Raw genomic sequence first — 23,545 nt, 5'->3', positions numbered from 1 at the left:
TCAACGGGCCCTACGCGCCGAGCTCCCGTCCTGCCATAGGAAGCTCTTGCGCATATGAAATCATAATCTCGTTAAATTGGTCTGCGGCATCGTCCGTCGTTATCCGCGAGAGCCTAAACTGCGAAGAAAGCGCCGTTAATTTTGTGTGCATCATGAGATGAAATTTCCACTTCTCTCGAAAGAGAAGTGCCTTCTCGGTGCCAAGCAGGACCGTAGAGGTTGCGGCCAAGACCGCAGCTGCCAGATTGAATCCGACCCCCGCACAAATGGTGGCTGACGCGGAACTGAGAAGACTTCCAACTGTGGTCACGGAATAGCCGGACATCGAAATGATCCGCCAGCGTCTCTGAAACGCTGCTTGCTTTGCTATCTCCTGCTCCAACGCGTCCCGCATTGGCATGTTCGTATGCGCATCAGCAGCTTGCTCATTCATTGCTTGATCCGGCCGGCATGTGAGCGAGTTTGGCGCCTGAAAGCGGGCAGTGCACTAAGTAGTACAACGTTTCGACTAGGCGCGATAGCCGGTACCGATGCCGATGTCTCCTTCGAGCGGGCGAAGCAACCGCGGTACAAACACCTATTGAATAGCAGAAGTGATACCATTCGATGTGGCGCTGGCAGGTCCGATTTCGGCCCGTTCCGGAGGTGACGGCACTATCGAAGCGGAAGGACAGCTTTCGGTAGCTTCTGCGGGTAGCGCGAACGGCCGGAATCAGGCGCAGTCCCGACGTCAAGATGGCGAACCGCCGGACCGGCCGAACAGCGCGCTTGAGATCACCCGCGCGGGCTCTTCTACTCCGAAAAACTCACGCTAACGCCGCGCTGCCGAAAATAGGCCTGCATCAACTTGCGACCGGAGCGGTTGTTCTGCGCCAACTTGGTCGGATCGAACACCGCCTGTTTTTTCCCCTCTCGTGTCATCGCTGCCTTGAGTGTCGCGATATGTGCATCGATGTCGGCATTGTCCGCTCGGAGTGAGGCATAGATATTTTCGGTCGCCTCGGCCACGGTCAGTTCGCTCACAGGTGTCGTCCTTTGGTTGGTTGGGCGGGCGGCTTAGCACAGATTGTGGCCCCGCCGATACTGACGGGGCGCAAGGTGATCGCCACGCCTCGGCAGAGGTCTTTGGCTTGAGCTCTGCCACTCGGGGCAAGCTTTTGCTCTATCCCACCGCCGGCTTGCCGAAGATCAGGCCCAAAAATTCGCCCAGCCAGCGCTTGAGGTGCATGTCCCAGATGAGCCGGCCGCCGAGATGGTCGCGGCCGGGCTGCGCGCCGGGCAGCTCGAAGCGGTGCGCGCCGCGCACCACCCAGCGCTGCATCATCACCCTGGTCAGCTCGCCGTGGAACTGGATGCCCCAGGCATTGTCGCCATAACGAAACGCCTGGTTGGGATAGGTTTCAGCGGTCGCGAGCAGCGTCGCGTCCTTAGGCAGCGAAAAGCCCTCGCGGTGGAACTGGTAGACCATCTCCGGCCAGTGCAGCAGCTTCTTGCCGGCCTCGGTCGCCTTCAGCGGATACCAGCCGATCTCGACCAGCCCTTCGCCGTGACCCTCGACCTTGCCGCCGAGATGGTTGGCGAGCATCTGCGCGCCGAGGCATATGCCGAGGAAGGGACGGTTTTCCTTGAGCGGGATCTCCAGCCAGTCGGTCTCACGCCGGACGAACTCATCGGAGTCGTTGGCGCTCATCGGTCCGCCGAAGATCACCGCGCCGGCGTGGCCATCCAGCGTGCAGGGCAGCTCCTCGCCAAGCGGCGGCCGGCGGATGTCGAGGTCAAACCCTTCTTCCAGAAGCATATGGCCGACGCGGCCGGGGCTCGACGTCTCCTGATGCAGCACGATCAGGATTTTTGGTCTCGGCCTCGGTCTGGGTGGCATGGGCAGGCGAGGTCCTATTCGTCGCTCGACGTTCCGCGTGCGTCCGGCGCTTCGGCCGCCGCCTTGCGGCGCGCTTCGATGCGGTCCTGGCGCTCGACGCCGATCAGTTCGGCGACGCGCCAGACGGTGTTGTCCTCGAGCTCGTGCAATTCGCCATCGGCGTAGACGATCTCCCACATCAGGCCGATGAAGGCCTTGCGCGCCTCGGCATCGAGATGGCGCTTGAGCACGCTCGTGAAGGCATAGAGGTCGATCGCCTCATTGTCGGCGCGCTCGCCGGCGGCCGCCAGCGCGTCAAGCTCGTCGCCGCTGATCGAATAGGTCTCGGCCAGGATCTTCTTGAAGCGCTCCCACTCGACATCCTGGCGCACGCCGTCGGCATTCATCACGTGATAGAGCAGGGCCGAGGCCGCGACGCGCGGATCGTCGGCGCTCGGCTTGGCCCCGCCAGTCGGCAAATCCCTCAGGAAGGACAACACGCGTTCGAACATCGACACCTTTCCCTTGTCCGCCAAAGCCGGACCTCAAAACAAACGAAACCGGCGCGGCGATTTTTCCGCCCCGTCTTCCGGTGCGACGCCCGGATCGTCCGGCAAGCGCGGCGGCTCCGAAGCCTGCTCGGCGGCCGCGCCATCGCGCAGGGCGGCCGCGATTTCATTCTCCGTGCCGTTCGACGCTTCAGCGGCCGGCTTCGTGGACGGTGCATCGGAGACAATGTCGATTGCTTTCTCGGCCGGCACGGCCGGCGGCGCGGCAGAAATTGCCGGCACCGCGAGGTCCGCGTCGCTCTCGATCAACTGGCCAAGCCGCTCCATCGGCGCGCGCCAGGTGAAGGCGTCCAACTTGCCGGTAATTGGCGACACCGGCGTCCAGCGCTCGGAAACGACGCCGTCGGCAACCCAGGCCGGATCGCGCGGCGCACGCACGGCCTTCGACAACAGCTGCCGCACCTTGCCCTGATCGCCGGTTTCGGCCTCCTCGATGTCGGCCAGAAGCAGATAGGCGCCCTCGCGGCGGTCCATGCGGATCGCGGCCTCCGCCTCGCGCCTGGCGGTGCCGAAATCCTGCGCGTCGAGCGCGGCGCGCGCCACGGCCATAGAAGACTCGGCGTGGTTCTTCTTCATCTCCTGCAGCTTCTTTGCCCGGTTGAGGCGGTCGAGCACGGCATCGCCCGGCCTTGCATGGGTGTAGAGCTCGGCGAGGTCCGGATGCGGCTCCGCCCGCCAGGCGGTCTCCAGGACCTTGGAACCCTTGCGCACGTCGTTTTGCCGGAACAGCATATTGGCCGCGATCACTGCCGCCGGCGCGAAGTCGGGCGCCAGCTTGTTGGCTTCAAGCGCCGCGGTCCGGGCGGCATTCGGATCGCTGTCGACCAGCCCCTGCGCCTTGGCGGTGAGCAGCACGGCGCGGCGGCGGTTGGCGGCGTCGCGCTCGATCTGCCGGGTGGACTTCTGCGCCTCGACCAGCTTCAGCGCGCCATCCCAGTCGCCACGCTCGGTCAGCTCCTCGAGCGTCGATTCCGCCGCCCAGGCAAGCTGCGGCGCCACCGCGGCGGCGCGGCCGGCATAGTGGCGCGCGGCGTTGCGGTCGCCCAGACGCTCGGCTTCGAGATAAAGCCCGCGCAGGCCGAGCAAGCGCATTTCCGGATCGTCGAGCATGCGCTCGAACTTTTCTCGCGCGCCCTCGTGGTCGCCTTCGAGCAGCGAGGCCTGCGCGTCGAGCAGGTTGATCAGCGGCTCCTGGTCGGACCTTATCAGCTTGGCCGCTTCCTTGGTCTTCTTGCGCGCCAGCGCGCCGTCGCCGGCGCCCGCCGCTATCATGCCGGTCGACAGCGCCTGATAGCCGCGATCGCGGCGACGCACACGGAAATAGCGCGAAATCGTGTAGGGGCTGTTCCACAGCGACTTGATCAGCCACCAGACGATCATCACCGCGGCGACCACGGCGACGATCGCCACCGCCGCCACCATCAGCGTGACCTGGTACTGGTAGCCGTTGAAGGTGACGATCATCTCGCCCGGGCGGTCGGCCAGCCAGGCGAAGCCGAGCCCCAGCGCGAAGACGACGGCGAGGAAGACGAGGATGCGGATCATCGAATGGTCCTCACGCCTTCGTCGCGCCGGCAATCAGCGCTTCGATCTGCTTTTCGACATCGAGCCGCGCCTTCAGTTTGCCGGCAAAATCGGCTCCTGCCGACTTCGCCGCATCGGGCAGCGTGTCGTATTCGGCGAGCGCCTTGGCATAGTCGCCCTGGTTGACCGCCACTTCGATGCGCGCGACGGTTTCCGGCGCGCCCTTGCCCTGAACGGCGCCAACCGGCCGCACCTTGACGAGCGATTCGGCGCTCGACACCAGGCTCTGGAAGAAGCCGGCATTCTGGTCAACAGGCGTCGCCGCCTCGACCATGGCATTGGCGGCGGCGGCGATCTCCGCGGCGATCGTGGCGCGGGTCGGCACGCCCTTCTCGGCGTACGACCGCAGCACCGCGATCTCCGGCGCGTCCGGCGCGATCGCCGCGAAAGTGTCGAGCTCGGTCGCAAAGGGCGCACCACGGTCAAGCGCCGCCTTCAGCGCCGAAGCGGCAATCGCGAGCGCGATCTTCGGCTGCGAGGCCTGCGCCTCGACCTTGCCGGAGAGCTGCGACACCGACTGTTCCAGCGCCGCGATTCGGCCGTCCTCGGCCTTTGACGCGTCGCCGGTCGATTTCACCAGCGCATCGAGCCCGGCGAGCTTCTCGTTGAGCGGGCCGAGATCCACCGGCGCCGCGCTGCCTGCCTTCTGCAGGTCCGCGACGGCCGTCTCGATCCGACCGACCTTGTCGTTGAGCGCCTTGAGCGCGGTGTCGTCGCCACTCTGTCCGGCCGACGATTTCAACGCCGCGATATCCGACTTCACCTGGTCGAGCGCCGAGGACAGGCCATCGACCTTGGCCGAGGCGCCGGCGTCGCCTGTTTCCTTCAGCGCCGCGATCTCGCTCTTCAGCGAGGCGATCTCGCCGGTGACGCCGTCGAGCTGCGCTCCACTGGTGGCCGGGGAGCCGAGCAGGCCAACCGCCTGCAGAAGGCCGGCGCCGGCAAGCGCGATCACGCCGCCGATGACACCGGCTGCAATGGTGCGCACGCCGGCGCGTCCGGGCGGCGACGTCCCACGATCGTCGCCCCGGCTCTCGCTCGGTCTCGGCGCAGAAGCGGCGGAACTGGACTTGGCCCCGGATGCATCCTCGAAATTGTAGCCGAAATTATTTGGCTCGCTCTTCGGAGCCTCCGAACTGCCGGGATAAGGCGCCTCCGGCTCGTCCTTGGCCTCAGGCTCATCTGCCGTGCCCTGCGCCGCATCGGCGTGTTCCCACGGCTCGATATCGGTCTGCTCGGCATGTATCGGCTCTTCCGGAGCTTCCGGCTGCGAAGCGGCGGCGGCTTCCTCCGCCTTCGCTTCATCGGTTTGCGCCGCGCCCGTCTCGGCCTTGGCGGCATCCTCGTCGGCGATTCGCGAGACGGCGCCGGGCTCGAGCTCGATCGTCACCGGCTCGCGGCGAACCTTCGAATGTCGCGTCTTCGGCGTCTTGACCATGCTTGGGCTCCGCGAACTGGCTGGTGGATGGTTCGAAGGGTCTAGGGGATGCTCTAGCACATCACCAAGCGGTGAAAAGGGGCGGTGTGATGACGCGGCTCAGCGCGGCAGCGACAAAAGCGCCAGCAGCGCGTCCTCGTCGGGTTGCGAGGCAATGCGGACCTTTTGCCCGTCGACCTCGGCCAATGCCTTGGCGACACGGGCGGACAGCGCGAGAAATTCCGTGCTTTCGAACAAGCCGCGCAAGGCGGGCCGGCGGATCAGCGGGCTCAGCGCCTCTGCAGCCTTGGCCGAATAGACCAGCGCCGCGTCGACGGGCTTGTTCGAAAGGCGCGCGACGATCTCTTCGTCCGAATAGCCAAGCCGAACCGTGTCGTAGGTCTCGACCGCATTGAAACGTATGCCGGCCGCCGCAAGCCGCTCCTCGAACGCCGGAAAGCGCACACGGCCGCAAAGATAGACCATCTCTTTGCCTGCGAGTTCGTCGGCTATCGCACCGGCCAGCGCTTCGGCATTGCCCAGACCTTCGGAGACGGCCGTAAATCCGGCCGCACGGCAGGCTTCGGCCGTCCTCTTCCCGACCGCATGGCAAGGCAAGGCCGCAAGCGCTGCGATCAGCGCTTGCGGCGCATGACGAACCGCGTTGGCGCTGGTGACGGCGACCGCAACGGCGGCAGGGAAGACGCTTGCCTCGACCGGCAGCGCCACCGTCTCGGTCAGCGGCAGCACAATGGATCGAAATCCCTGGGCTTCGAGCCGCCGGGCCGTGCGCGAGGCGCCCGGTTCCGGCCTCGTCACCAGGACGCGGACCATGTCAGGCCCAGCCGTCGAAGAATTTCGCGCCGGCCTTGGCGCGCACCGTTCGCGCGGCTTCCGTGCCTATTTCCGCCGCATCCGCCGCCCGGCCGTCCAGTTTGACCTCATGCGATTCGGTGCCATCGGGCGAAATGATCAGCCCGGCAAAGGACAGGTTCTCGCCCGATATCGTTGCATGGCCGGCGATCGGCGTGCGGCAGGAGCCGTCGAGCGCGGCGAGGAAGGCGCGCTCGCAGGCCAATGCCTGGCCGGTCGGCGCATCGTGGATGGCCGCCAGCATTTTTTCCACCGCGCCGTCGCCGATGCGGCTTTCGATGCCGATCGCGCCCTGGCCCGGAGCCGGCGGGAAGACATCCAAGGGCATCAGGTCGGTAACGACGCTCTCGAGCCCGAGCCGCTTCAGCCCGGCATAGGCGAGAATGGTGCCTTCGGCGACGCCCTCATCCAGCTTGCGCAGCCTGGTCTGCACATTGCCGCGGAACATCACCACGTCGAGATCCGGCCGCATCCGGCGGATCAGCGCCTGGCGTCGGAGCGACGACGAGCCGACCCTGGCGCCATGCGGCAGGTCGGCGATCCGTTTCACCGCCTTGCCGATGAAGGCGTCGCGCGCGTCCTCGCGCGGCAGGAAGGTAGAGAGCTGCAGCCCATCGGGCAGCACCGTCGGCATGTCCTTCGACGAATGCACGGCGATGTCGATGCGGCCGTCGAGCAGCGCCTCCTCGATCTCCTTGGTGAACAGGCCCTTGCCGCCGGCTTCCGACAGCGGCCGGTCCTGGATGCGGTCGCCGCTGGTCGAGATAGGCATCACCTCGAACGCCTGCTCAGGCAAGCCGTGCGCCCTCATCAGCCGCGCTTGCGTCTCATGCGCCTGGGCGAGCGCCAGCGGGCTGCCGCGTGTTCCGATTTTCAAAGTTTGCATGGCGCGCGGTCCGTGATAACCCCCGGGGCGATTTCGAGGTCTGCCGAGATTTAAGGTCAGGCCGAGCCGAAAAAGGTGGATTTCGAGAACCGGAGCGGATCGTACTTTTGGGTACGTGAACACCGGAAGCGCAGAAAACCGCCATTTGCAGGCCGGCATCACCTGAACATCGACAGACCTCCTATATAGGAAAGGCCGGAGACACAATCTTCGAGGATAGCGACGAATTGATCCGCGTTTTGGGCATTGAGACGAGTTGCGACGAGACGGCGGCCAGCGTGGTGGCGCTGGACGGCGCTTCCGCGCCCGAGATCCTGTCCAATATCGTGCTCAGCCAGATCGAGGAGCATGCGGCCTTCGGCGGCGTCGTGCCCGAGATCGCCGCGCGCGCCCATGTCGAGGCGCTGGACGGCATCGTCGAGGCAGCGCTGGCCGACTCTGCGGTGTCGCTGGACGAGGTTGATGCGGTTGCCGCGACGGCAGGCCCCGGTCTCGTCGGCGGGCTGATCGTCGGCTTGATGACAGCCAAGGCGATCGCCGCCGCCGCGAACAAGCCGCTGATTGCCATCAATCACCTCGAAGGCCATGCGCTGACCGCAAGGCTGACCGACGGTCTCGATTTTCCCTATCTGCTTTTGCTCGTCTCCGGCGGCCACACCCAGATCGTCGCGGTGCGCGGCGTCGGCGACTACCAACGCTGGGCAACGACCATCGACGATGCATTGGGCGAGGCCTTCGACAAGACGGCCAAGATGCTCGGCCTGCCCTATCCTGGCGGCCCGAACGTCGAGAAGACGGCGGTGAGCGGCGATGCCGGCCGCTTCGCCTTCCCGCGGCCGATGAAAGGCTCGGCACAGCCGGATTTCTCCTTCTCGGGGCTAAAAACAGCGGTGCGCCAGGCGGCAACGGCGATCGCGCCGCTCAGCGACCAGGACGTCGCCGACATCTGCGCCTCCTTCCAGGCGGCGGTGGCCGATGCGCTGGGCGACCGTGTCGCGCGGGCGCTTACGCGCTTTCGCCAGGAATTTCCCGACAAGGCAAAGCCGGCGCTGGTCGTCGCCGGCGGCGTTGCCGCCAACCGCACGATCAAGGGCACGCTTGAAGCGCTCTGTTCTGAAGCCGGCTTCGCATTCGTTGCGCCGCCGCAGAAACTCTGCACCGACAATGCGGCGATGATCGCCTGGGCCGGCATCGAGCGGCTGCGCGCCGGGATGGCTGACGAGAATGCCGCCGATTTCGTGCCGCGTTCGCGCTGGCCGCTGGACAGTGTTTCCGCTCCTTTGGTCGGCTCTGGCCGGCGCGGTGCCAAGGCATGACCAGCACGACCAGCAGGAGGCCAGCGAGCGGCTGGCGCGTTGCGGTGCTGGGCGGCGGCGCCTGGGGCACGGCGCTGGCGCTCGCCATGCTGCGGGCCGGCCATTTCGTGCGGCTTTACGCGCGCGATAGCGAGACCGTCGCCGCCATCGATCACGGCGAGAATCCGCGCTACCTGCCGGGTATCGCGATCGAGCCCGGCATCGTCGCCACCAGCGATATCGCTGCCGCGCTCGACGGCGCGAATTGCGTGCTGGCGGTGACGCCGGCGCAATCGCTGCGCGCGATGCTGGCTGCCGCCGCAGGCGATGTGCCGAAGGGCGTGCCGCTGGTCCTCTGCGCCAAGGGCATCGAGCGCGATACCGGAGCGCTGCTGTCGGCGATCGTCGAGGAGAGCCTGCCGAACAATCCGGTGGCAGCCCTTTCCGGCCCGAGCTTTGCCAGCGATGTCGCGCGCGGCCTGCCGACGGCCGTGGTGGTTGCCGCCCGCGAAGGCGATCTGGCGGCCGAGCTCGCGGCCCGCTTCTCGGCCGAAAACCTGCGCTGCTATTCCAGCGACGATCTGATCGGCGTCGAGATCGGCGGCGCGCTGAAGAACGTCTTTGCCATCGCCGCCGGCGCCGTCACCGGTGCCGGGCTCGGCGCCAGCGCCCAGGCCGCCATGGTGACGCGCGGCTTCGTCGAGCTGCGCCGCATCGGCGCCGCTTTCGGCGCCAAGCCTGAGACGCTGATGGGGCTATCCGGCCTCGGCGACCTTCTGCTCACCTGCTCCTCGGCGCAGTCGCGCAATTTCGCCTATGGCCTGGCGCTCGGCCAGGGCAAGCCGCTTGCCGGCCTGCCGCTCGCCGAAGGCGTGCCGACCGCGGGAATTGCCGCCCGCATCGCCGCCGAGCGCCAGATCGAGGCACCGATCATTTCCGCCGTCGCCGCCATCCTCGACGGCAAGATCACCATCGGACAGGCCGTGACGGCGCTGATGACGCGCCCGCTCAAAACCGAAACCGACATCTGAACCATCGGAGTTTTAGAGATGCTGTTTGCGTTGATTTGCAAGGACAAGCCCGGCAGCTTGCAGCTGCGTATCGACACGCGGCCGGCGCATGCGGCCTTCCTGGAAGACCTGATCGGCGAAGGAAAGCTTGCCTTTGCCGGTCCTTTCCTCGACGTCGACGGCAAGCCCGACGGCAGCCTGGTGATGATCGAGGCGCCGGACATGGCCGGTGCGCAAGCCTTGGCGGCCTCCGACCCCTATGCCAGGGCCGGCTTGTTCGAAAGCGTCGAAATCCGGGCGTGGAACTGGGTCTTCCAGAAGCCCGCCGGTGCATGATCGTTCGCTCGGCACCCCCTCTCCCCGTGAGAACGGGGAAAGGGTAAGGGTAGCGCGAACGCTTCATCGTGGCGGCAATGGCAATGGGACAAGTGAGATGAACTACTGGCTGTTCAAGTCCGAACCCTCGGTCTTTTCCTTCGAGGCGCTGAAGGCGAAAGGCAAGGCCGGCACGCAGTGGGACGGCGTGCGCAACTACGCCGCCCGCAACAACATGAAGGCCATGCAGATCGGCGATCTCGGCTTCTTCTATCACTCCAATGAAGGCCTCGACATCGTCGGCATCGCCGAGGTCTGCGCGCTCGCCCACCCCGACACCACCACCGACGATCCGCGCTGGGAATGCGTCGACATCCGCGCCTATAAGGACGTGCCGAAGCCGGTGACGCTGGAACAGGTCAAGGCCAATCCGAAGCTCTCCGACATGGCACTGGTTCGCCTCGGGCGGCTTTCCGTGCAGCCGGTGACCCCGGCCGAATGGAAAGAAGTCTGCCGCATGGCCGATCTCAACCCGGCGCCGTGAAACGGCTCACGCCAAAAACCGCGAAAAGATTCATCCTCGACAACACGGCGCTGATGGCGCCGCCGCATGTGCCGGAAGTGCTGCTGCATCTGGCCGACGAAGCGCATGACCTGTGGCTGCGCACCGAGGAGGAGCTGGCCGAGATCGGCCTGCCGCCGCCCTTCTGGGCCTTCGCCTGGGCCGGCGGCCAGGGCCTGTCTCGATACGTGCTCGACCATCCGGCAACGGTGCGGGGAAGACGCGTGCTCGATTTCGCCTCCGGCTCCGGCATGGTCGCCATCGCTGCCTTGAAGGCCGGCGCGGCTGAAGTGATTGCAGCCGACATCGACCCGTTTTGCGGGGCGGTGATCGCGCTCAACCTGGAAGCCAATGGCGTGAAGGCCAAATTCCTGGATGCGGACTGCATCGATACGGATGACGGCTGGGATGTCGTGCTCGCCGGCGACGTCTTCTACGACAAGCCGTTGGCCGACCGGCTGACGCCCTGGTTCGCGACGCTCACGGCGCGCGGCGCCGACATCCTCGTCGGCGATCCCGGCCGCGCTTACCTGCCGAAGAAGGGGCTGCAATCGCTCGCCGTCTATCAGGTGCCGGTGACGCGCGTGCTGGAGGACGCCGAGGTCAAGCGCACCACCGTCTGGCGATGGGATCCCGCTCTCCCCGCTTGACGCCGCCGGCGAACAGGGATTCCATCAGCTGACTTAGTTCATGCATGTCGTTGTCTCAAAACCGCTCACACTTTTGAGCGACATGCATCGGGGAGGGGACCCATGGATTTTTCGGTCGTGAACTGGCTGGCGGTGATCGTCGCCGCTGTCGTGGCATGGTTGTTCGGCGCCGTCTGGTACATGGGCTTGAGCAAGCCGTGGCTGAAGGCGGCAAAACTCGACCCGGCGGCGATGAAGCGCTCGGCCGTTCCGTTCATCGTCAGCTTCATCGCCGAGCTGGTGATGGCGCTGATCCTGACGCTTGTGGTCGGCGCGATAACCGGCGGCGAGCCGAGCCCTGTCGCGGGATTGCTGTTCGGCTTCGTGCTCTGGCTGGGCTTCGTCGCCACCACGCTTTCGGTCAACCACCGCTATGAAGGCTTCGGCTGGAACCTCACCCTGATCGACGCCGGCCACTGGCTCGGCGTGCTGCTGATCATGGGTGCTGTGATCGGCTGGTTCGGCGCGCCGGCCGCGCCCGCGGGCTAATGCATGTCGCCCGCACCATCGCTACCCCGCCTCTCCGTCTTTCGCGACCTCGTCGAGAAGCCATTCGCGAAAGGCGACGATGCGCGCGTCGACTTTCAATGCTTCCGGGTAAACCAGGAAATAGGCGAATTCCGGCGCGACCTTGATGCCGAGCTCGAAGGGGCGGATTAGCCGCCCTTGCGAAAGGTCGTTGGCCACCATGGCGAAGTCGGCCAGCGCGACGGCATTGCCTTCGAGCGCCGCCTGGGTGGCGTCCGTGGCAGATCCGAAGACCAGTATACGGCTGTCGTCGAAATCGTCGACGCCTGCCGCGTGCATCCACATCTGCCAGTTCGGCCATGTCACGCCCTGCCGTGACCATTCGATATGCGCAAGCGTGTGGTGGAAGAGATCGCGCGGCTCTCTCAGCGGCGGGCCTGAGCTGAGCAGCGCCGGGCTGCACACCGGAATGATGATGTTTTCGAACAGCCGATGCGCGCAGAGCCCCGGATATTTGCCGGCGCCAAAGCGGATGCCGGCGTCGACATCGTCCCGTTCGAAATCTCTGACGTCATAAGTGATGTCGAAGCGCAGCTCGATGCCGGGCTTTTGCCGGCGGAAATAGTCCACGCGGCGCATCAGCCACTTGGTCGCGAACTGCGCGTCAAGCGTGATCTTGAGCAGCGCCGTGCCTCTGGTCATTTTGCGCGCGCGGGTAACGGCACGACCAAGCAGGTCGAGCGCATCGATCGAGGCCTCGAACAGAACGTTGCCCGCTTCCGTCAGCCGGATGGTGCGGCTGGTGCGCGTGAACAGCACCAGGTCGAGCTGATCCTCGATTTCCTTGATCTGGTGGCTGACCGCTGCCGGAGTCAGGCCGAGCTCGTCGGCGGCGCGGGTGAAATTGAGGTGCCTGGCCGCCGCCTCGAACGTCCTCAACGCGCGCGTTCCGGGCAGCAGCTTGGACATTCGATCTCCAAATAAAACTTGATGATCAGAAAAGAACTACTCGTTTCCCGTTTGTTTTTCAATCCGGCAAGATCGCGGCATCGAAACACCTTAAAACCGGATTTGATATCCGGAGAGCACGGGAAAAGCCATGACCGAGATCGTTCTCAAGTCCCTTACCGCCCTGAAATCCCGCTCCCGCATCACGCTTTGGCTGCGCTCGGCAGTCGATTGGCTGCGTCAGGCGAAGGTCGCCGCCCGGCTTCCTCTCGAGTCCATCGAGGATCTCTCCGACCGCCAGTTGCGCGACATCGGCGCCGAACGCCGCGACGTCGCGAAGGCGATGGACCGGGAGATTGGCCGGATCGGATTGCTGGATGCGGGGTGGCAGCAGCCGCGACGGCATTAAGGGAATGAGGGAGTAGGGGAGTAGGGCATTTGGGTGCGAACGCGCGCCCATGGAAGCAACATTCCCCTATTCCCCTACCTCACCACCTTCACCACAGTCCGGTCCGACAGCAGCGGCAGCAGCCGCGCCATGGTGCGCGCCGTCACCGCCACGCAGCCTTGCGTCGGCGTGAAGCCGGGACGCGCGAGATGGAAGAAGATCGCGCTGCCGCGGCCGCGCCGGCGCGGCGCGATGTTCCAGTCGAGCACCAGGCACACATCGTAGAGGCGATCGGCGCGCCGCATCCGCTCATGGCTGGCGCCATAAGGGATCTTCACCGGACGGTTGTAGTTGCGGTCGTCCGGCACCTCGCACCAGCCGAGGTCCGGGCCGATCGGCGCCATCGCCAGCCTCGTCCGCCGCCCGCCGGGAAACTGGTCGTTGCGGAAATAGCCCGACAATATCCGCATCGCGGCCAGCGGCGTCGCGCCGTCGCCCTCGTGCTTGTTTGCCGAGATGCCGCCGCGCCCAAGCGCGCAGGGAAACACCGTTTTGCCGGCCTGCAGGAACCCTTGCGCAGGGTTGCCGGGCCGCGCGCGCACAGTCAGGACACGCAGGCCTTTCGGCAAAAATTCACCCGCCTCATTGCGCGCGCGTTTTTTCTTGTATGATTGTGTCACGGAACAAATCACTGTGATCGGCTGTTGCGCCGGTGAGCTTCCGCATAAATGGGGGGAGGTCAACTGAATATTCTTTTTAAAACAACGGATTGATCCATGACATCACGCACCATTCTGATCGTTGACGACGACGACGACCTGCGAGCCACTCTCGTCGAGCAACTGGCCCTTTACGAGGAATTCGACGTCCAGCAGGAATCCACCGCCGCGAAAGGCGTCGCCGCGGCGCGCGGCGGCCTCGTCGATCTGCTGATCATGGATGTCGGCCTGCCCGACATGGACGGCCGCGAGGCGGTGAAGATCCTGCGCAAGGGCGGCTACAAGGCGCCGATCATCATGCTGACCGGCCACGACACCGATTCCGACACGATCCTGGGCCTCGAGGCCGGCGCCAACGACTATGTCACCAAGCCCTTTCGCTTCGCCGTGCTGCTTGCGCGCATCCGCGCGCAGCTTCGCCAGCACGAGCAGAGCGAGGACGCCACCTTCTCGGTCGGCCCCTACACGTTCAAGCCCAGCCAGAAGCTTTTGATCGATCCGCGCGGCGCCAAGGTGCGGCTGACCGAAAAGGAGGCCTCTATCATCAAATATCTCTATCGCGCCGACCAGAAAGTGGTGACCCGCGACGTGCTCCTGGAAGAGGTGTGGGGCTACAATTCCGGCGTCACCACGCACACGCTGGAGACCCACGTCTACCGGCTACGCCAGAAGATTGAGCGCGATCCTTCCAATGCCGAAATTCTTGTGACAGAAAGCGGCGGCTACAAGCTGGTTCCTTAAACATTTCATGATCTAATGAGCGGTCGGGCGGGACCGCTTCGGGTACGATCCTGGTGCTGGAGGGTGATGGATCGGCTCGCTGGACGCATCGGATGGTGCGTGATTGGAAGTGTTGGAGCGTTCGTGTGCGTCCAGAGGGACGCGACGCTCCAAAGGAGGGACTGGACTGACCGCTCGGGAACACAGCTAGGATGGCGCTGGATGACGACATCCGCATCCTGTCCGCCGTGAAGCTTTTTCAGGGCTTCACGCAGGAACAGTTGCGCCTGCTCGCCTTTGGCGCGGAGAACACCTTCCTGCAGGCCGACCACAAGCTCTACCGCGAGGACGACATGGCTGACTCGGCCTATATCGTGGTCAGCGGCTTGATCGCGCTCTACCGCGAGCAGGGCGGCGAACGCATCCCGATCGGCACCGCCGGCCCCGGCGCTATGCTGAGCGAACTGGCGCTGATTGCCGACACCAACCGGCTGACCAGCGCATCGGCCGCGGTCGATTCGGAAGTGATCCGGCTCAGCCGCAAGATGTTCCGCCGCATCCTGGAGGAATATCCGGAGCTGGCCATGCAGCTGCACGAGCGCATCCTGGAAGAATTCCAGCAGATGATCGCCCGCATCGAGGAGCTCGCGCCTCGGTTCACGGGGTAGGGCCAGACGCAACGGCGCAAGGGCGAGTGCGTCATCCTAGGGCGGAGCAAGGAGCGAAGCGACGCGCGCAGACCCTAGGATCCATTCCGTGACGTTGATGCTTCGCCGCGTTGCAGAACGAGGTTTTCCTGCTGCCGATCGACATGCGGCAGGGCTTTGCCCTCTGTTCTGCGTCGTTGCATCCTTCGACACAGGCAACGGAATGGATCCTAGGGTCTGCGCGCCGCTACGCGTCGCTTCGCCCTAGGATGACGACCGGAAAGGCAGGCGCCTCTTCCGCCACCGCGCGTCAATCCAAATCAAACCGCGCAATCACCGGCACATGGTCCGACGGCTTCTCCCACCCCCGCGCGGCCTTGAGAATCTCGTAGCCATTGAACCTCGGCACCAGATTGGCCGACGACCAGATATGGTCGAGCCGGCGGCCGCGGTCCGATGCTTCCCAGTCCTTCGCGCGGTAGCTCCACCAGGTGTAGAGTTTCTGCTCGGCGGGCACGTTGAGCCGCATCAGGTCGACCCAGCCGCCGGCTCGCCGCATCGCTTCGAAACCTTCGGTCTCGACCGGCGTGTGGCTGACGACATTGAGCAGCTGCTTGTGCGACCAGACGTCATGCTCCTGCGGCGCGATGTTGAGGTCGCCGACCAGGATCGAGGCATCGTCCTGGCTCGCCGGCACGCCGTTCATTTCGTGGACGAAGTCGAGCTTGTGCCGGAACTTCCGGTTGATCTCGGGATCCGGCTCGTCGCCGCCGGCCGGAACGTAGAAATTGTGCAGCAGGATCGACCTGCCGTCGGCCTGGACCCTGACGGACAGGTGCCGGCTGTCGTCGATCTCGCAGAAACGCCGCTTCTCGACCAACTCGATCGGCCGGCGGGCCACGGTCGCCACGCCGTGGTAGCCTTTCTGTCCATGGAAAAGGATGTGCTCATAGCCCGCCTTGCGGAAGGCCTTTTCAGGAAAAAGCTCGTCCGGAACCTTGGTTTCCTGCAGGCAGAGCACGTCCGGCGCGTGCTCTTTCAACAGCCGCTCGACGATCGGCATGCGCAGGCGCACGGAGTTGATGTTCCAGGTCGCGATGGTGAAGGGCATTCAGGCAGGTCCGGCAAAAGATCGCCGAACTACTGCCAGTGACGGCGAGCGAAGACAAGCCGAAGCAAGTCGCAAACCGTCGAGATTGGCCAAAGCCTTCTCAACTTCGTCATCCCAGGGCGAAGCAGGCGCGAAGCGCCGTCGCGGAGACCCTGGGATCCATTCCGTGACGCCAATCGGAGAACGCAGCGGCACAGAATGAACATTGCAACGATCCTTCCCTCTCCATCGAGAGCAAAGGTTCTGCACCGCAGCAGCGTTCTTATGTTACGGCATGGATCCTAGGGTCTGCGCTCCGCTTCGCGTCGCTTCGCCCTAGGATGACGAAAGCTACTGATCGGCCCGCCAAGTTGGCAATTTAGCGCGTCTTCGTATTCAGTTCGCGGTTCGCCGTATAGTCGATGGCGAAAGTGTCGTCGGGGATGGAGACGCCTTCCTTGACGTTGAAGATCATCACCGTCGTGTCCTTGCCCTGCGCGTCGGTGATCGTCCACTGGCGCAGCTCATAGCTCTTCGGATCGAACATCATGGTGATCCGGGCATTGCCGAACACCGACTTGTCGGAAAGCTGGATGGTGGTGAGGTCGTCCTCTTCCTTGACGGCCTTCACGCGCCCGCCCGAGAGATCGATCCTGTCGTCGAGCAGCAATTTGAGCGGCGTTTTCGACAGCGGATAGAGGTCGGAGGTGTTCAGCTTCTTGTTGAGGATGACCACCGATTTGCCGTCGGAGATCACCCGGAAATTCGACGAACCGTCATAGTTGAAGCGGATCTTGCCGGGGCGTTCGAGGAAGAACTTGCCGCCGGTCTGCTCGCCCTTCGGGCCGAACTGCACGAACTCGCCGCTCATCGATTTGACCGAGGAGAAGTGGTCGGCGATCTTTTGCGCCGCCGGCGGAACCGCGGCCTGCGCCCGGGCCAGTAGCTGGAAGCCCGGCACGACATTGACGGCCGCGGCGCCCGCGAGGATGAGGCCAAGGCCGAGCACCTGTCGGCGGGTCGGAGCGAATTCTGTCTGGGTCTTCATGCCGGTCACTTCCTGTGATTCGTGTCGTCGCAGTGTCTGGACCCCCAGTTGGGCCTAAGTTTGGCGGGTCACACGGCGCTTGGTCGCATAAGCGCGGGCGACAGCCCGTCGCACAAACGCGCCAGAAGGTTCAAAGTTGCCGGCCGGCCCTGTGGTCGCCGCCAGGCTAAAATTTATCGTCTTCCATCGGCACCAGTATCTCGCGCTTGCCGGCGTGGTTGGCCGGGCCGACAATGCCTTCCTTCTCCATCTTCTCGATGATCGAGGCGGCGCGGTTGTAGCCGATGCCGAGCCGGCGCTGGATGTAGCTGGTCGAGGCCTTGCCGTCGCGCAGCACCACCGCAACCGCCTGATCGTAAGGATCGTCGGAATCCTCGAAATTGCCGCCGCCGCCGGAACCGCCCCTGCCCGAGGCGCCGTCCTCATCGTCGTCCTCATCGTCCTCGGTGATGGCGTCGAGATATTCGGGCACGCCCTGCAGCTTGAGATGTCCGACGATCCGCTCGACCTCGTCGTCGGACACGAACGGGCCGTGGACGCGCTGGATGCGGCCGCCGCCGGCCATGTAGAGCATGTCGCCCATGCCGAGCAGCTGCTCGGCGCCCTGCTCGCCAAGGATGGTGCGGCTGTCGATCTTCGACGTCACCTGGAAGGAGATGCGGGTCGGGAAGTTGGCCTTGATGGTGCCGGTGATGACGTCGACCGACGGACGCTGCGTCGCCATGATGACATGGATGCCGGCGGCGCGCGCCATCTGCGCCAGGCGCTGAACCGCGCCCTCGATGTCCTTGCCGGCCACCATCATCAGGTCGGCCATCTCGTCGATGATGACCACGATATAGGGCATCGGCTCGAGGTCGAGATCCTCCGTCTCGTAGATCGCTTCGCCGGTCTGGCGGTCGAAGCCGGTCTGCACCGTTCGCGAGATTTTTTCGCCCTTCTTCTCGGCCTGGCTGACGCGCGCGTTGAAACCGTCGATGTTGCGCACGCCGACCTTGGACATCTTGCGGTAGCGGTCCTCCATCTCGCGCACCGTCCACTTCAGCGCCACCACCGCCTTCTTCGGGTCGGTGACCACTGGGGTGAGCAAATGCGGGATGCCGTCATAGACCGAAAGTTCGAGCATCTTCGGGTCGATCATGATCAGCCGGCATTCCTGCGGCGTCAGCCGGTAGAGCAGCGACAGGATCATGGTGTTGATGGCGACCGACTTGCCCGAGCCGGTGGTGCCGGCGACCAGCACGTGCGGCATCTTGGCGATGTCGACGATGACCGCCTCGCCATTGATGGTCTTGCCCAGCGCCAGCGCGAGCTTGGCCTTGGTCGTCTCGAAATCGCGGCTCGCCATGATTTCGCGCAGATAGACCGTCTCGCGCTTGGCGTTCGGCAATTCGATGCCGATGGCGTTGCGGCCGGGCACGACGGCGACGCGGCAGGCGATCGCGCTCATCGAGCGGGCGATGTCGTCGGAGAGGCCGATGACGCGCGAGGATTTGATGCCGGGCGCGGGTTCGAGCTCATAGAGTGTTACGACCGGACCCGGACGGACATGGATGATCTCGCCCTTGACGCCGAAATCCTCGAGCACGCCTTCGAGCAGCCTTGCATTCTGCTCCAGCGCGTCCTTCGACAGGCTCGGATCCTTGGCCACGTTCTTCGGCTCGGAGAGGAAATGCAGCGACGGCATCTCGAACGTGCCGGAGCCGATCAGCGAGGTCTGCGCCTCGCGCTGCACGCGCGCGCCTTGCACCGGGCGCGGCGCCGGGGCCTCCACGCGGGTCGCCGCGTCCGAGCGGAAGTTGCGCACATTGGCGCGGCGCTGGACAGGTTCCTCGTCGTCGAAATCGACCTCTTCCTCGTCGTCGAAGACATCGTCGTCGACCGGATCGACCGAGGCGCTGCGGTCGTTGACCATCGCGGCGAAGAATTCCGGCTCGACGCGGGCACGGCCGCCGGGGCTCATCCGGGACTCGGCGAACTCGGCCGATTCGACCCGCTCGGCGGCGCGCCGCCAGGCGCTCGCCCGCGGTTCCATCTGCGGTTCGAAATCGTCGCGCTCCTGCCTGCGGCGCGCGGCGCGGCGGTGCATCCAGGCGCGGAACGACAGCCACCAATGGGTGACGGCGCCGAGCGCAAGAATGCCTTCGTCGCCCTCGTCCTCATCCTCGTCGAACAGCAATTCGTCCTGCTCGCGCGGATCGGGCTCGGCGGCGCGCTCCATGACCGCAAAGCCGTTCTTGCGTGCGATCAGCGCCGAGCCATAGGCGAACAGCCACAGGGCGGGCGCGGCAAGCACGACGGCGATGATAGAGGCGAAAAGACCCTTCGGATAGCCGCCGACGGCGATGCCCGGGATTTTCAGCACCATGTCACCGAACACGCCGCCGAGACCGGTCGGCAGCGGCCAGGTGTTGGGCGGCGTGACGCAGCCGACGATCGCGGCGGCAGTGAGCGCGAAGCCGAACCAGGCAAGCCCGCGCTTTGGCAGCCTGTCGACGCCGCGCGCGGAGAAGAGAAGAAAGCCCCAGACCACAGCCGGCACCAGGCCGGCGACGGCGGCCAGGCCGAAGAACTGCATGGCAAGGTCGGAAAACACCGCGCCCGCATAGCCCATGGCGTTGGTGACGATGTTGTTGGTGGCGTGCGAGAAGCTCGGATCGGCGACGTTCCAGGTGGCGAGGCTGGCGACGCCGAAAGCGGTGAACACGAACAGGCCGGCGCCGACCAGCCGCCCGACCTGCCGCCGCGCGAACGCCTGGATGCCGTGCCCCGTATCGGTCAGCGCGAGCGGTGCTGAAGCGCCTGAACGCATGCCTCGTCCCCGTAAGTCGTTGCCTGGCCGGGCGCATGACGCACCCCGGCAGATTCGAACGACAGACTATCGGTGGGAAGGTTAAGGCCGCATTAACCATGGCCTTTTACCAGCGCCGCCCTCCAAACAGAAATGGCGAGCCTCGCAGCCCGCCATCTTCCCTGTAGAGCGACGAACGATCCGATCCTCTCGGACCCGATCTCCCGCAAATCACTTGTGACCGGCGTACATCATCAGGTTGGCGCAGAATTCGGCGTGGGGCTTGCTCATCGCCGCGTCCTGGCACTCCTTCATCATCATGTCCTGCTTGTCCTTGGCCGTCGAAGCCCAGGCTGCCTTGAAATCGGCCTCGGACTTCATGGTCTTCATGCCGGCATCGGTGAAGAACGGAGCCATGTTGTCCGGTTCGTCGAGAGCCCCGGCCAGTGCAACGCCGCTGATCATGGAAAAAGCGAGTGCCCCGAGGAAGATGTTCTTGATGTTCATCAGGTGGTTCCTTCCCTTTAACGAGCGCCGGAACGGCGGCCGCAACCCCAAGTACGGAACCGGAAAGCCCGATGTTTCTTCCTGTTTGCGCATCACGCGAACGTGATCGCGCCGAAAAACGATCCTCCGCTTCGCCTTCGACACGTAGGATTTTCCAAAAAAGGAGGCCCGGATTGCTCCGGGCCTCAAGGCGTGAGCCCCTTTCGAGAGCGTCACGACGGGATTGTCTTCCGTGCCGGCGGGAGGATGCCGGCGCCGGTAACGTTCCTTACGGCACCACTTCGCCGTGCTGGGTGACGTCGAGACCTTCGACCTCTTCCTGGCTGCTCGGACGCAAGCCGACCAGCGCCTTGACGATGAACAGGATCACAAAGGTGGCGATCGCCGTCCACAGGATGGTGAAGACGATGCCGTAGACCTGCGTGCCGACCGAAGCGCCCTTGCCGAGCGCGTTGATCGCCGGATCGGCGAGCGCGCCCGTGAGCAGCGCACCGATGACGCCGCCGACGCCGTGCACGCCGAAGGCGTCGAGCGAGTCGTCATAGCCGAACATGTGCTTCACCTTGACCGCCGAGATGTAGCAGAGCACGCCGGCGACGATGCCGACGATGAAGGCGCCGGTCGGGTTGACGAAGCCGGAAGCCGGGGTCACCGCGACCAGGCCGGCGACAGCACCCGAGATGATGCCGAGCACGGATGGCTTCTTGGCGACGATCCATTCGGCGAACATCCAGGCCAGCGCCGCGGCGGCGGTGGCGACCTGCGTGTTGATCATCGCAGCACCCGCGAGGCCGTCGGCGGCGAGCTCGGAACCTGCGTTGAAGCCGAACCAGCCGACCCACAGCAGCGAGGCGCCGATCACCGAATAGACGAGGTTGTGCGGCGCCATGTTGGTGGTGCCGTAGCCCTCGCGCTTGCCGAGAACGAGCGCGCAGACCAGGCCCGCGACGCCGGCATTGATATGGACGACCGTGCCGCCGGCGAAGTCGAGCACGCCGGCCGAGCCGAGGAAGCCGCCGCCCCACACCCAGTGCGCGATCGGCGCATAGACGAAGACCAGCCACAGGCCCATGAAGATCAGCAGCGCCGAGAACTTCATGCGCTCGGCGAAGGCGCCGGCGATCAGCGCCGGGGTGATGATGGCGAAGGTCAGCTGGAACATCGAGAAGACGAATTCAGGAATGTTCGCCACCCCCGGCAGCCACAGCGTCGCGGTGGTGATGCCGTGGTGGAAGAATTTCGAGAAGCCGCCGATATAGGCATTGGTGCTGCCGCCGTCGGAGAAGGCGAGCGAATAGCCGAACATGAACCACAGCACCGTCACCAGGCAGGTGATGGCGAAGCTCTGCATGATGGTGGCGAGCACGTTCTTCTTGCGCACCATGCCGCCGTAGAACAGCGCCAGGCCCGGAATGGTCATCATCAGCACCAGCGCCGTCGAGGTCAGCATCCAGGCGGTGTTGCCGGTGTCGAGCACAGGCGCGGGAGCAGCCGGCGCGGCGGCCGTGGCTGCAGGAGCAGCTTCCTGCGCGAAGGCGGCGGCGGTGCTGAGGGCTACGAGAGCGAGCGAAGCGGCCGCGCGTCCCGTCGTCTTCAAGGTGGAAGGAATATTCATTGAACTCTCCGTTGGAATAGCTGGGTCGCCGCTTAGAGCGCGTCGGTGTCTGTTTCGCCGGTGCGGATGCGCACCGCCTGGTCGATGCCGAAGACGAAGATCTTGCCGTCGCCGATCTGGCCGGTCTTGGCGGCAGCGCTGATGGCTTCGACGGCCTTGTCGACCATGTCGGCGCCGACGGCGACCTCGATCTTGATCTTGGGCAGGAAGCTGACCGCATATTCCGCGCCGCGATAGATTTCCGTATGGCCCTTCTGACGCCCGTAGCCTTTGACTTCGGTGACGGTCAGGCCCTGGATGCCGACGCCGGTGAGCGCTTCGCGCACCTCGTCGAGCTTGAACGGCTTGATGATTGCCATCACGATTTTCATAAGGTTTCACCCTTTGCTGTTGCGGTCCCCCGCGTTTGCACACCTTCACCCGATCCCGTGAGAGCCGGAGAGTGCCGGACAGGATTCAAGCTCCGTGCCAATTGCCGAAGCAGGCCATTAACCTGTTGTAAACAAAGGGAATGGGCGGCCTCTGCACACAAATCGTGCGCACAGGCGTCAGGGCGCCTGATTAAGAAATAGGCAAAATTTCAAAAATGCCCGTTTTCTAGGCGCGACTCGAAGCCGGCTCACCGTTTCAGCCGGATGAGGCCTTCCTGGGCCACAGAGGCGATCAGCGTTCCGTCGCGCGCGAACAGCGAGCCGCGGGTGAAACCGCGCGAGCCCTGGGTCGAGGGACTGTCCTGCGTGTAGAGGATCCAGTCGTCCAGCGAATGGCTGCGATGGAACCACATGGCGTGGTCGAGGCTCGCCGCCTGGATGTCGCGGTCGAAAATGGCGCGGCCATGCGCGAAGGTCGAGGTGTCGAGCAGCGTCATGTCGGAAAGGTAGGCGAGCACGGCGGCCTGCGTCGCGCGGTCTTCCGGCACCGGGCCGGTGGTGCGGATCCAGATGTTCTGCTCCGGCTCCAGCTTCTCGCGGCTGGTATAGTGCTTCAGCATCACCGGCTTCATCTCGATCGGCCGGTCGCGCTCCCAATAGCGCCTGATGCCTTCCGGCACCGCCTCGCCGAATTTGCCGAGCAGCTCGCGCTGCGAAAGCAGCGTGTCGGGCGCCGGCACGTCGCGCGGCATCGGCAGTTGATGCTCCAGCCCCACCTCGTCCTGCTGGAACGAGGCCTCCAGCGAGAAGATCGCCTGTCCGTGCTGGATCGCCACCACCCGGCGCGTGGTGAAGGAGCCGCCGTCGCGGATGCGGTCGACCTCGTAGACGATCGGCACCTTGGTGTCGCCGGGCCGCATGAAATAGCCGTGCAGCGAATGCACATGCCGCTCGGGCTCGACCGTGCGCTGGGCGGCGACCAGCGCCTGGGCGATGGTCTGGCCGCCGAAGACCCGCTGCCAGTCGAGCTTGGGGCTGCGACCACGATACAGGTTGTGTTCGAGCTGCTCGAGGTCGAGAATGTCGAGTAGCTCGTCCATCGCCGCCGTCATGTTCCACGTCCTTCGAAGATGTGCCATTGGCGGTTTCGGACAGGACAGGCGGGCAGTCAAGCT

The 23,545-nt window shown here is 64.9% G+C and carries 26 protein-coding genes; 9 read left to right on the top strand and 17 right to left on the bottom strand.

Features of this window, described 5'->3' with window-relative positions:
- Positions 1-10 precede the first annotated feature (10 nt).
- The 8 genes from AC4FWB_RS25110 to hemC all read right to left on the bottom strand — a co-directional run bounded on the left by AC4FWB_RS25110 (position 11) and on the right by hemC (position 7,187).
- A complete protein-coding gene (locus AC4FWB_RS25110; RefSeq protein ID WP_491028921.1) occupies positions 11-433 on the bottom strand; it encodes a hypothetical protein in 423 nt (140 codons plus the stop codon).
- A gap of 359 nt (positions 434-792) precedes the next feature.
- A complete protein-coding gene (locus AC4FWB_RS25105) occupies positions 793-1,023 on the bottom strand; it encodes a hypothetical protein (protein WP_491028920.1) in 231 nt (76 codons plus the stop codon).
- Between the two features lie 139 nt (positions 1,024-1,162).
- Positions 1,163-1,879, bottom strand: a complete 717-nt coding sequence (locus tag AC4FWB_RS25100; protein WP_491028919.1) for a glutamine amidotransferase — start codon at positions 1,877-1,879, stop codon at positions 1,163-1,165.
- Between the two features lie 14 nt (positions 1,880-1,893).
- Positions 1,894-2,370 carry a tellurite resistance TerB family protein gene (locus AC4FWB_RS25095; protein WP_491028918.1) on the bottom strand — a complete coding sequence of 159 codons (477 nt, stop codon included), beginning with the start codon at positions 2,368-2,370 and terminating at the stop codon, positions 1,894-1,896.
- Positions 2,371-2,403: 33 nt separating this feature from the next.
- Positions 2,404-3,972: a heme biosynthesis protein HemY gene (locus AC4FWB_RS25090; RefSeq protein ID WP_491028917.1), complete on the bottom strand. Its 1,569-nt coding sequence runs from the start codon at positions 3,970-3,972 to the stop codon at positions 2,404-2,406.
- Positions 3,973-3,982: 10 nt separating this feature from the next.
- Positions 3,983-5,449 carry a COG4223 family protein gene (locus tag AC4FWB_RS25085; RefSeq protein WP_491028916.1) on the bottom strand — a complete coding sequence of 489 codons (1,467 nt, stop codon included), beginning with the start codon at positions 5,447-5,449 and terminating at the stop codon, positions 3,983-3,985.
- A gap of 99 nt (positions 5,450-5,548) precedes the next feature.
- A complete protein-coding gene (locus AC4FWB_RS25080) occupies positions 5,549-6,262 on the bottom strand; it encodes a uroporphyrinogen-III synthase (protein WP_491028915.1) in 714 nt (237 codons plus the stop codon).
- A gap of 1 nt (position 6,263) precedes the next feature.
- Positions 6,264-7,187 carry a hydroxymethylbilane synthase gene (gene hemC / locus AC4FWB_RS25075; protein ID WP_491028914.1) on the bottom strand — a complete coding sequence of 308 codons (924 nt, stop codon included), beginning with the start codon at positions 7,185-7,187 and terminating at the stop codon, positions 6,264-6,266.
- Positions 7,188-7,417: 230 nt separating this feature from the next.
- Between hemC and tsaD the strand changes: the two genes are divergently transcribed.
- From tsaD to AC4FWB_RS25045, 6 genes are all read left to right on the top strand, one after another.
- The gene (gene tsaD, locus AC4FWB_RS25070) at positions 7,418-8,503 is read left to right on the top strand and encodes a tRNA (adenosine(37)-N6)-threonylcarbamoyltransferase complex transferase subunit TsaD (RefSeq protein WP_491028978.1); all 1,086 of its coding nucleotides are present in this window, start codon (positions 7,418-7,420) and stop codon (positions 8,501-8,503) included.
- Positions 8,500-9,513, top strand: coding sequence for an NAD(P)H-dependent glycerol-3-phosphate dehydrogenase (locus AC4FWB_RS25065; protein ID WP_491028913.1), 1,014 nt, complete (start codon positions 8,500-8,502; stop codon positions 9,511-9,513). Before tsaD ends, AC4FWB_RS25065 begins: the two co-directional genes overlap by 4 nt.
- Positions 9,514-9,531: 18 nt before the next feature.
- Positions 9,532-9,828 (top strand): YciI-like protein, encoded by a 297-nt coding sequence (locus AC4FWB_RS25060; RefSeq protein ID WP_491028912.1) that lies wholly within the window; start codon positions 9,532-9,534, stop codon positions 9,826-9,828.
- Positions 9,829-9,925: 97 nt separating this feature from the next.
- Complete coding sequence (locus tag AC4FWB_RS25055) at positions 9,926-10,351, top strand: EVE domain-containing protein (RefSeq protein ID WP_491028911.1); 426 nt, start codon at positions 9,926-9,928, stop codon at positions 10,349-10,351.
- Positions 10,306-11,019: a class I SAM-dependent methyltransferase gene (locus AC4FWB_RS25050; protein ID WP_491028910.1), complete on the top strand. Its 714-nt coding sequence runs from the start codon at positions 10,306-10,308 to the stop codon at positions 11,017-11,019. Before AC4FWB_RS25055 ends, AC4FWB_RS25050 begins: the two co-directional genes overlap by 46 nt.
- A 102-nt stretch (positions 11,020-11,121) precedes the next feature.
- Entirely contained in the window at positions 11,122-11,547 is a 426-nt protein-coding gene (locus tag AC4FWB_RS25045; protein WP_491028909.1) for a DUF1761 domain-containing protein, read from the top strand.
- 21 nt (positions 11,548-11,568) lie between these two features.
- Here AC4FWB_RS25045 and AC4FWB_RS25040 read toward each other — a convergent pair whose 3' ends face one another.
- Positions 11,569-12,495: a LysR substrate-binding domain-containing protein gene (locus AC4FWB_RS25040; protein WP_491028908.1), complete on the bottom strand. Its 927-nt coding sequence runs from the start codon at positions 12,493-12,495 to the stop codon at positions 11,569-11,571.
- A gap of 130 nt (positions 12,496-12,625) precedes the next feature.
- Between AC4FWB_RS25040 and AC4FWB_RS25035 the strand changes: the two genes are divergently transcribed.
- Complete coding sequence (locus AC4FWB_RS25035; protein ID WP_491028907.1) at positions 12,626-12,883, top strand: hypothetical protein; 258 nt, start codon at positions 12,626-12,628, stop codon at positions 12,881-12,883.
- Positions 12,884-12,957: 74 nt separating this feature from the next.
- Here AC4FWB_RS25035 and AC4FWB_RS25030 read toward each other — a convergent pair whose 3' ends face one another.
- Positions 12,958-13,491, bottom strand: coding sequence for a L,D-transpeptidase family protein (locus AC4FWB_RS25030; RefSeq protein ID WP_491028906.1), 534 nt, complete (start codon positions 13,489-13,491; stop codon positions 12,958-12,960).
- A 147-nt stretch (positions 13,492-13,638) separates the two neighbouring features.
- Between AC4FWB_RS25030 and AC4FWB_RS25025 the strand changes: the two genes are divergently transcribed.
- Together AC4FWB_RS25025 and AC4FWB_RS25020 are read left to right on the top strand one after the other, a co-directional pair.
- Complete coding sequence (locus AC4FWB_RS25025) at positions 13,639-14,322, top strand: response regulator transcription factor (RefSeq protein WP_040974579.1); 684 nt, start codon at positions 13,639-13,641, stop codon at positions 14,320-14,322.
- Between the two features lie 191 nt (positions 14,323-14,513).
- The gene (locus tag AC4FWB_RS25020) at positions 14,514-14,969 is read left to right on the top strand and encodes a Crp/Fnr family transcriptional regulator (protein WP_491028905.1); all 456 of its coding nucleotides are present in this window, start codon (positions 14,514-14,516) and stop codon (positions 14,967-14,969) included.
- A 289-nt stretch (positions 14,970-15,258) separates the two neighbouring features.
- Here the strand turns inward: AC4FWB_RS25020 and xth are convergent, their stop codons facing one another.
- The 7 genes from xth to tesB form a co-directional block, all read right to left on the bottom strand.
- On the bottom strand, positions 15,259-16,059 hold the full coding sequence (gene xth, locus AC4FWB_RS25015) for an exodeoxyribonuclease III (protein WP_491028904.1): 801 nt from the start codon (positions 16,057-16,059) through the stop codon (positions 15,259-15,261).
- 358 nt (positions 16,060-16,417) lie between these two features.
- Positions 16,418-17,086: an outer membrane lipoprotein carrier protein LolA gene (locus AC4FWB_RS25010; RefSeq protein ID WP_491028903.1), complete on the bottom strand. Its 669-nt coding sequence runs from the start codon at positions 17,084-17,086 to the stop codon at positions 16,418-16,420.
- A gap of 166 nt (positions 17,087-17,252) precedes the next feature.
- The gene (locus AC4FWB_RS25005; protein ID WP_491028902.1) at positions 17,253-19,898 is read right to left on the bottom strand and encodes a DNA translocase FtsK; all 2,646 of its coding nucleotides are present in this window, start codon (positions 19,896-19,898) and stop codon (positions 17,253-17,255) included.
- 210 nt (positions 19,899-20,108) lie between these two features.
- Positions 20,109-20,384: a hypothetical protein gene (locus AC4FWB_RS25000; RefSeq protein WP_491028977.1), complete on the bottom strand. Its 276-nt coding sequence runs from the start codon at positions 20,382-20,384 to the stop codon at positions 20,109-20,111.
- Between the two features lie 268 nt (positions 20,385-20,652).
- Positions 20,653-21,981, bottom strand: coding sequence for an ammonium transporter (locus AC4FWB_RS24995; protein ID WP_491028976.1), 1,329 nt, complete (start codon positions 21,979-21,981; stop codon positions 20,653-20,655).
- Positions 21,982-22,031: 50 nt separating this feature from the next.
- On the bottom strand, positions 22,032-22,370 hold the full coding sequence (locus tag AC4FWB_RS24990) for a P-II family nitrogen regulator (RefSeq protein WP_126097179.1): 339 nt from the start codon (positions 22,368-22,370) through the stop codon (positions 22,032-22,034).
- Between the two features lie 248 nt (positions 22,371-22,618).
- On the bottom strand, positions 22,619-23,482 hold the full coding sequence (gene tesB / locus AC4FWB_RS24985; protein ID WP_192255936.1) for an acyl-CoA thioesterase II: 864 nt from the start codon (positions 23,480-23,482) through the stop codon (positions 22,619-22,621).
- Between the last annotated feature and the right edge of the window lie 63 nt (positions 23,483-23,545).

Source organism: Mesorhizobium sp. LEGMi-168a (genome assembly GCF_058312955.1).
This window is presented reverse-complemented; position numbering and strand designations above follow the sequence as displayed.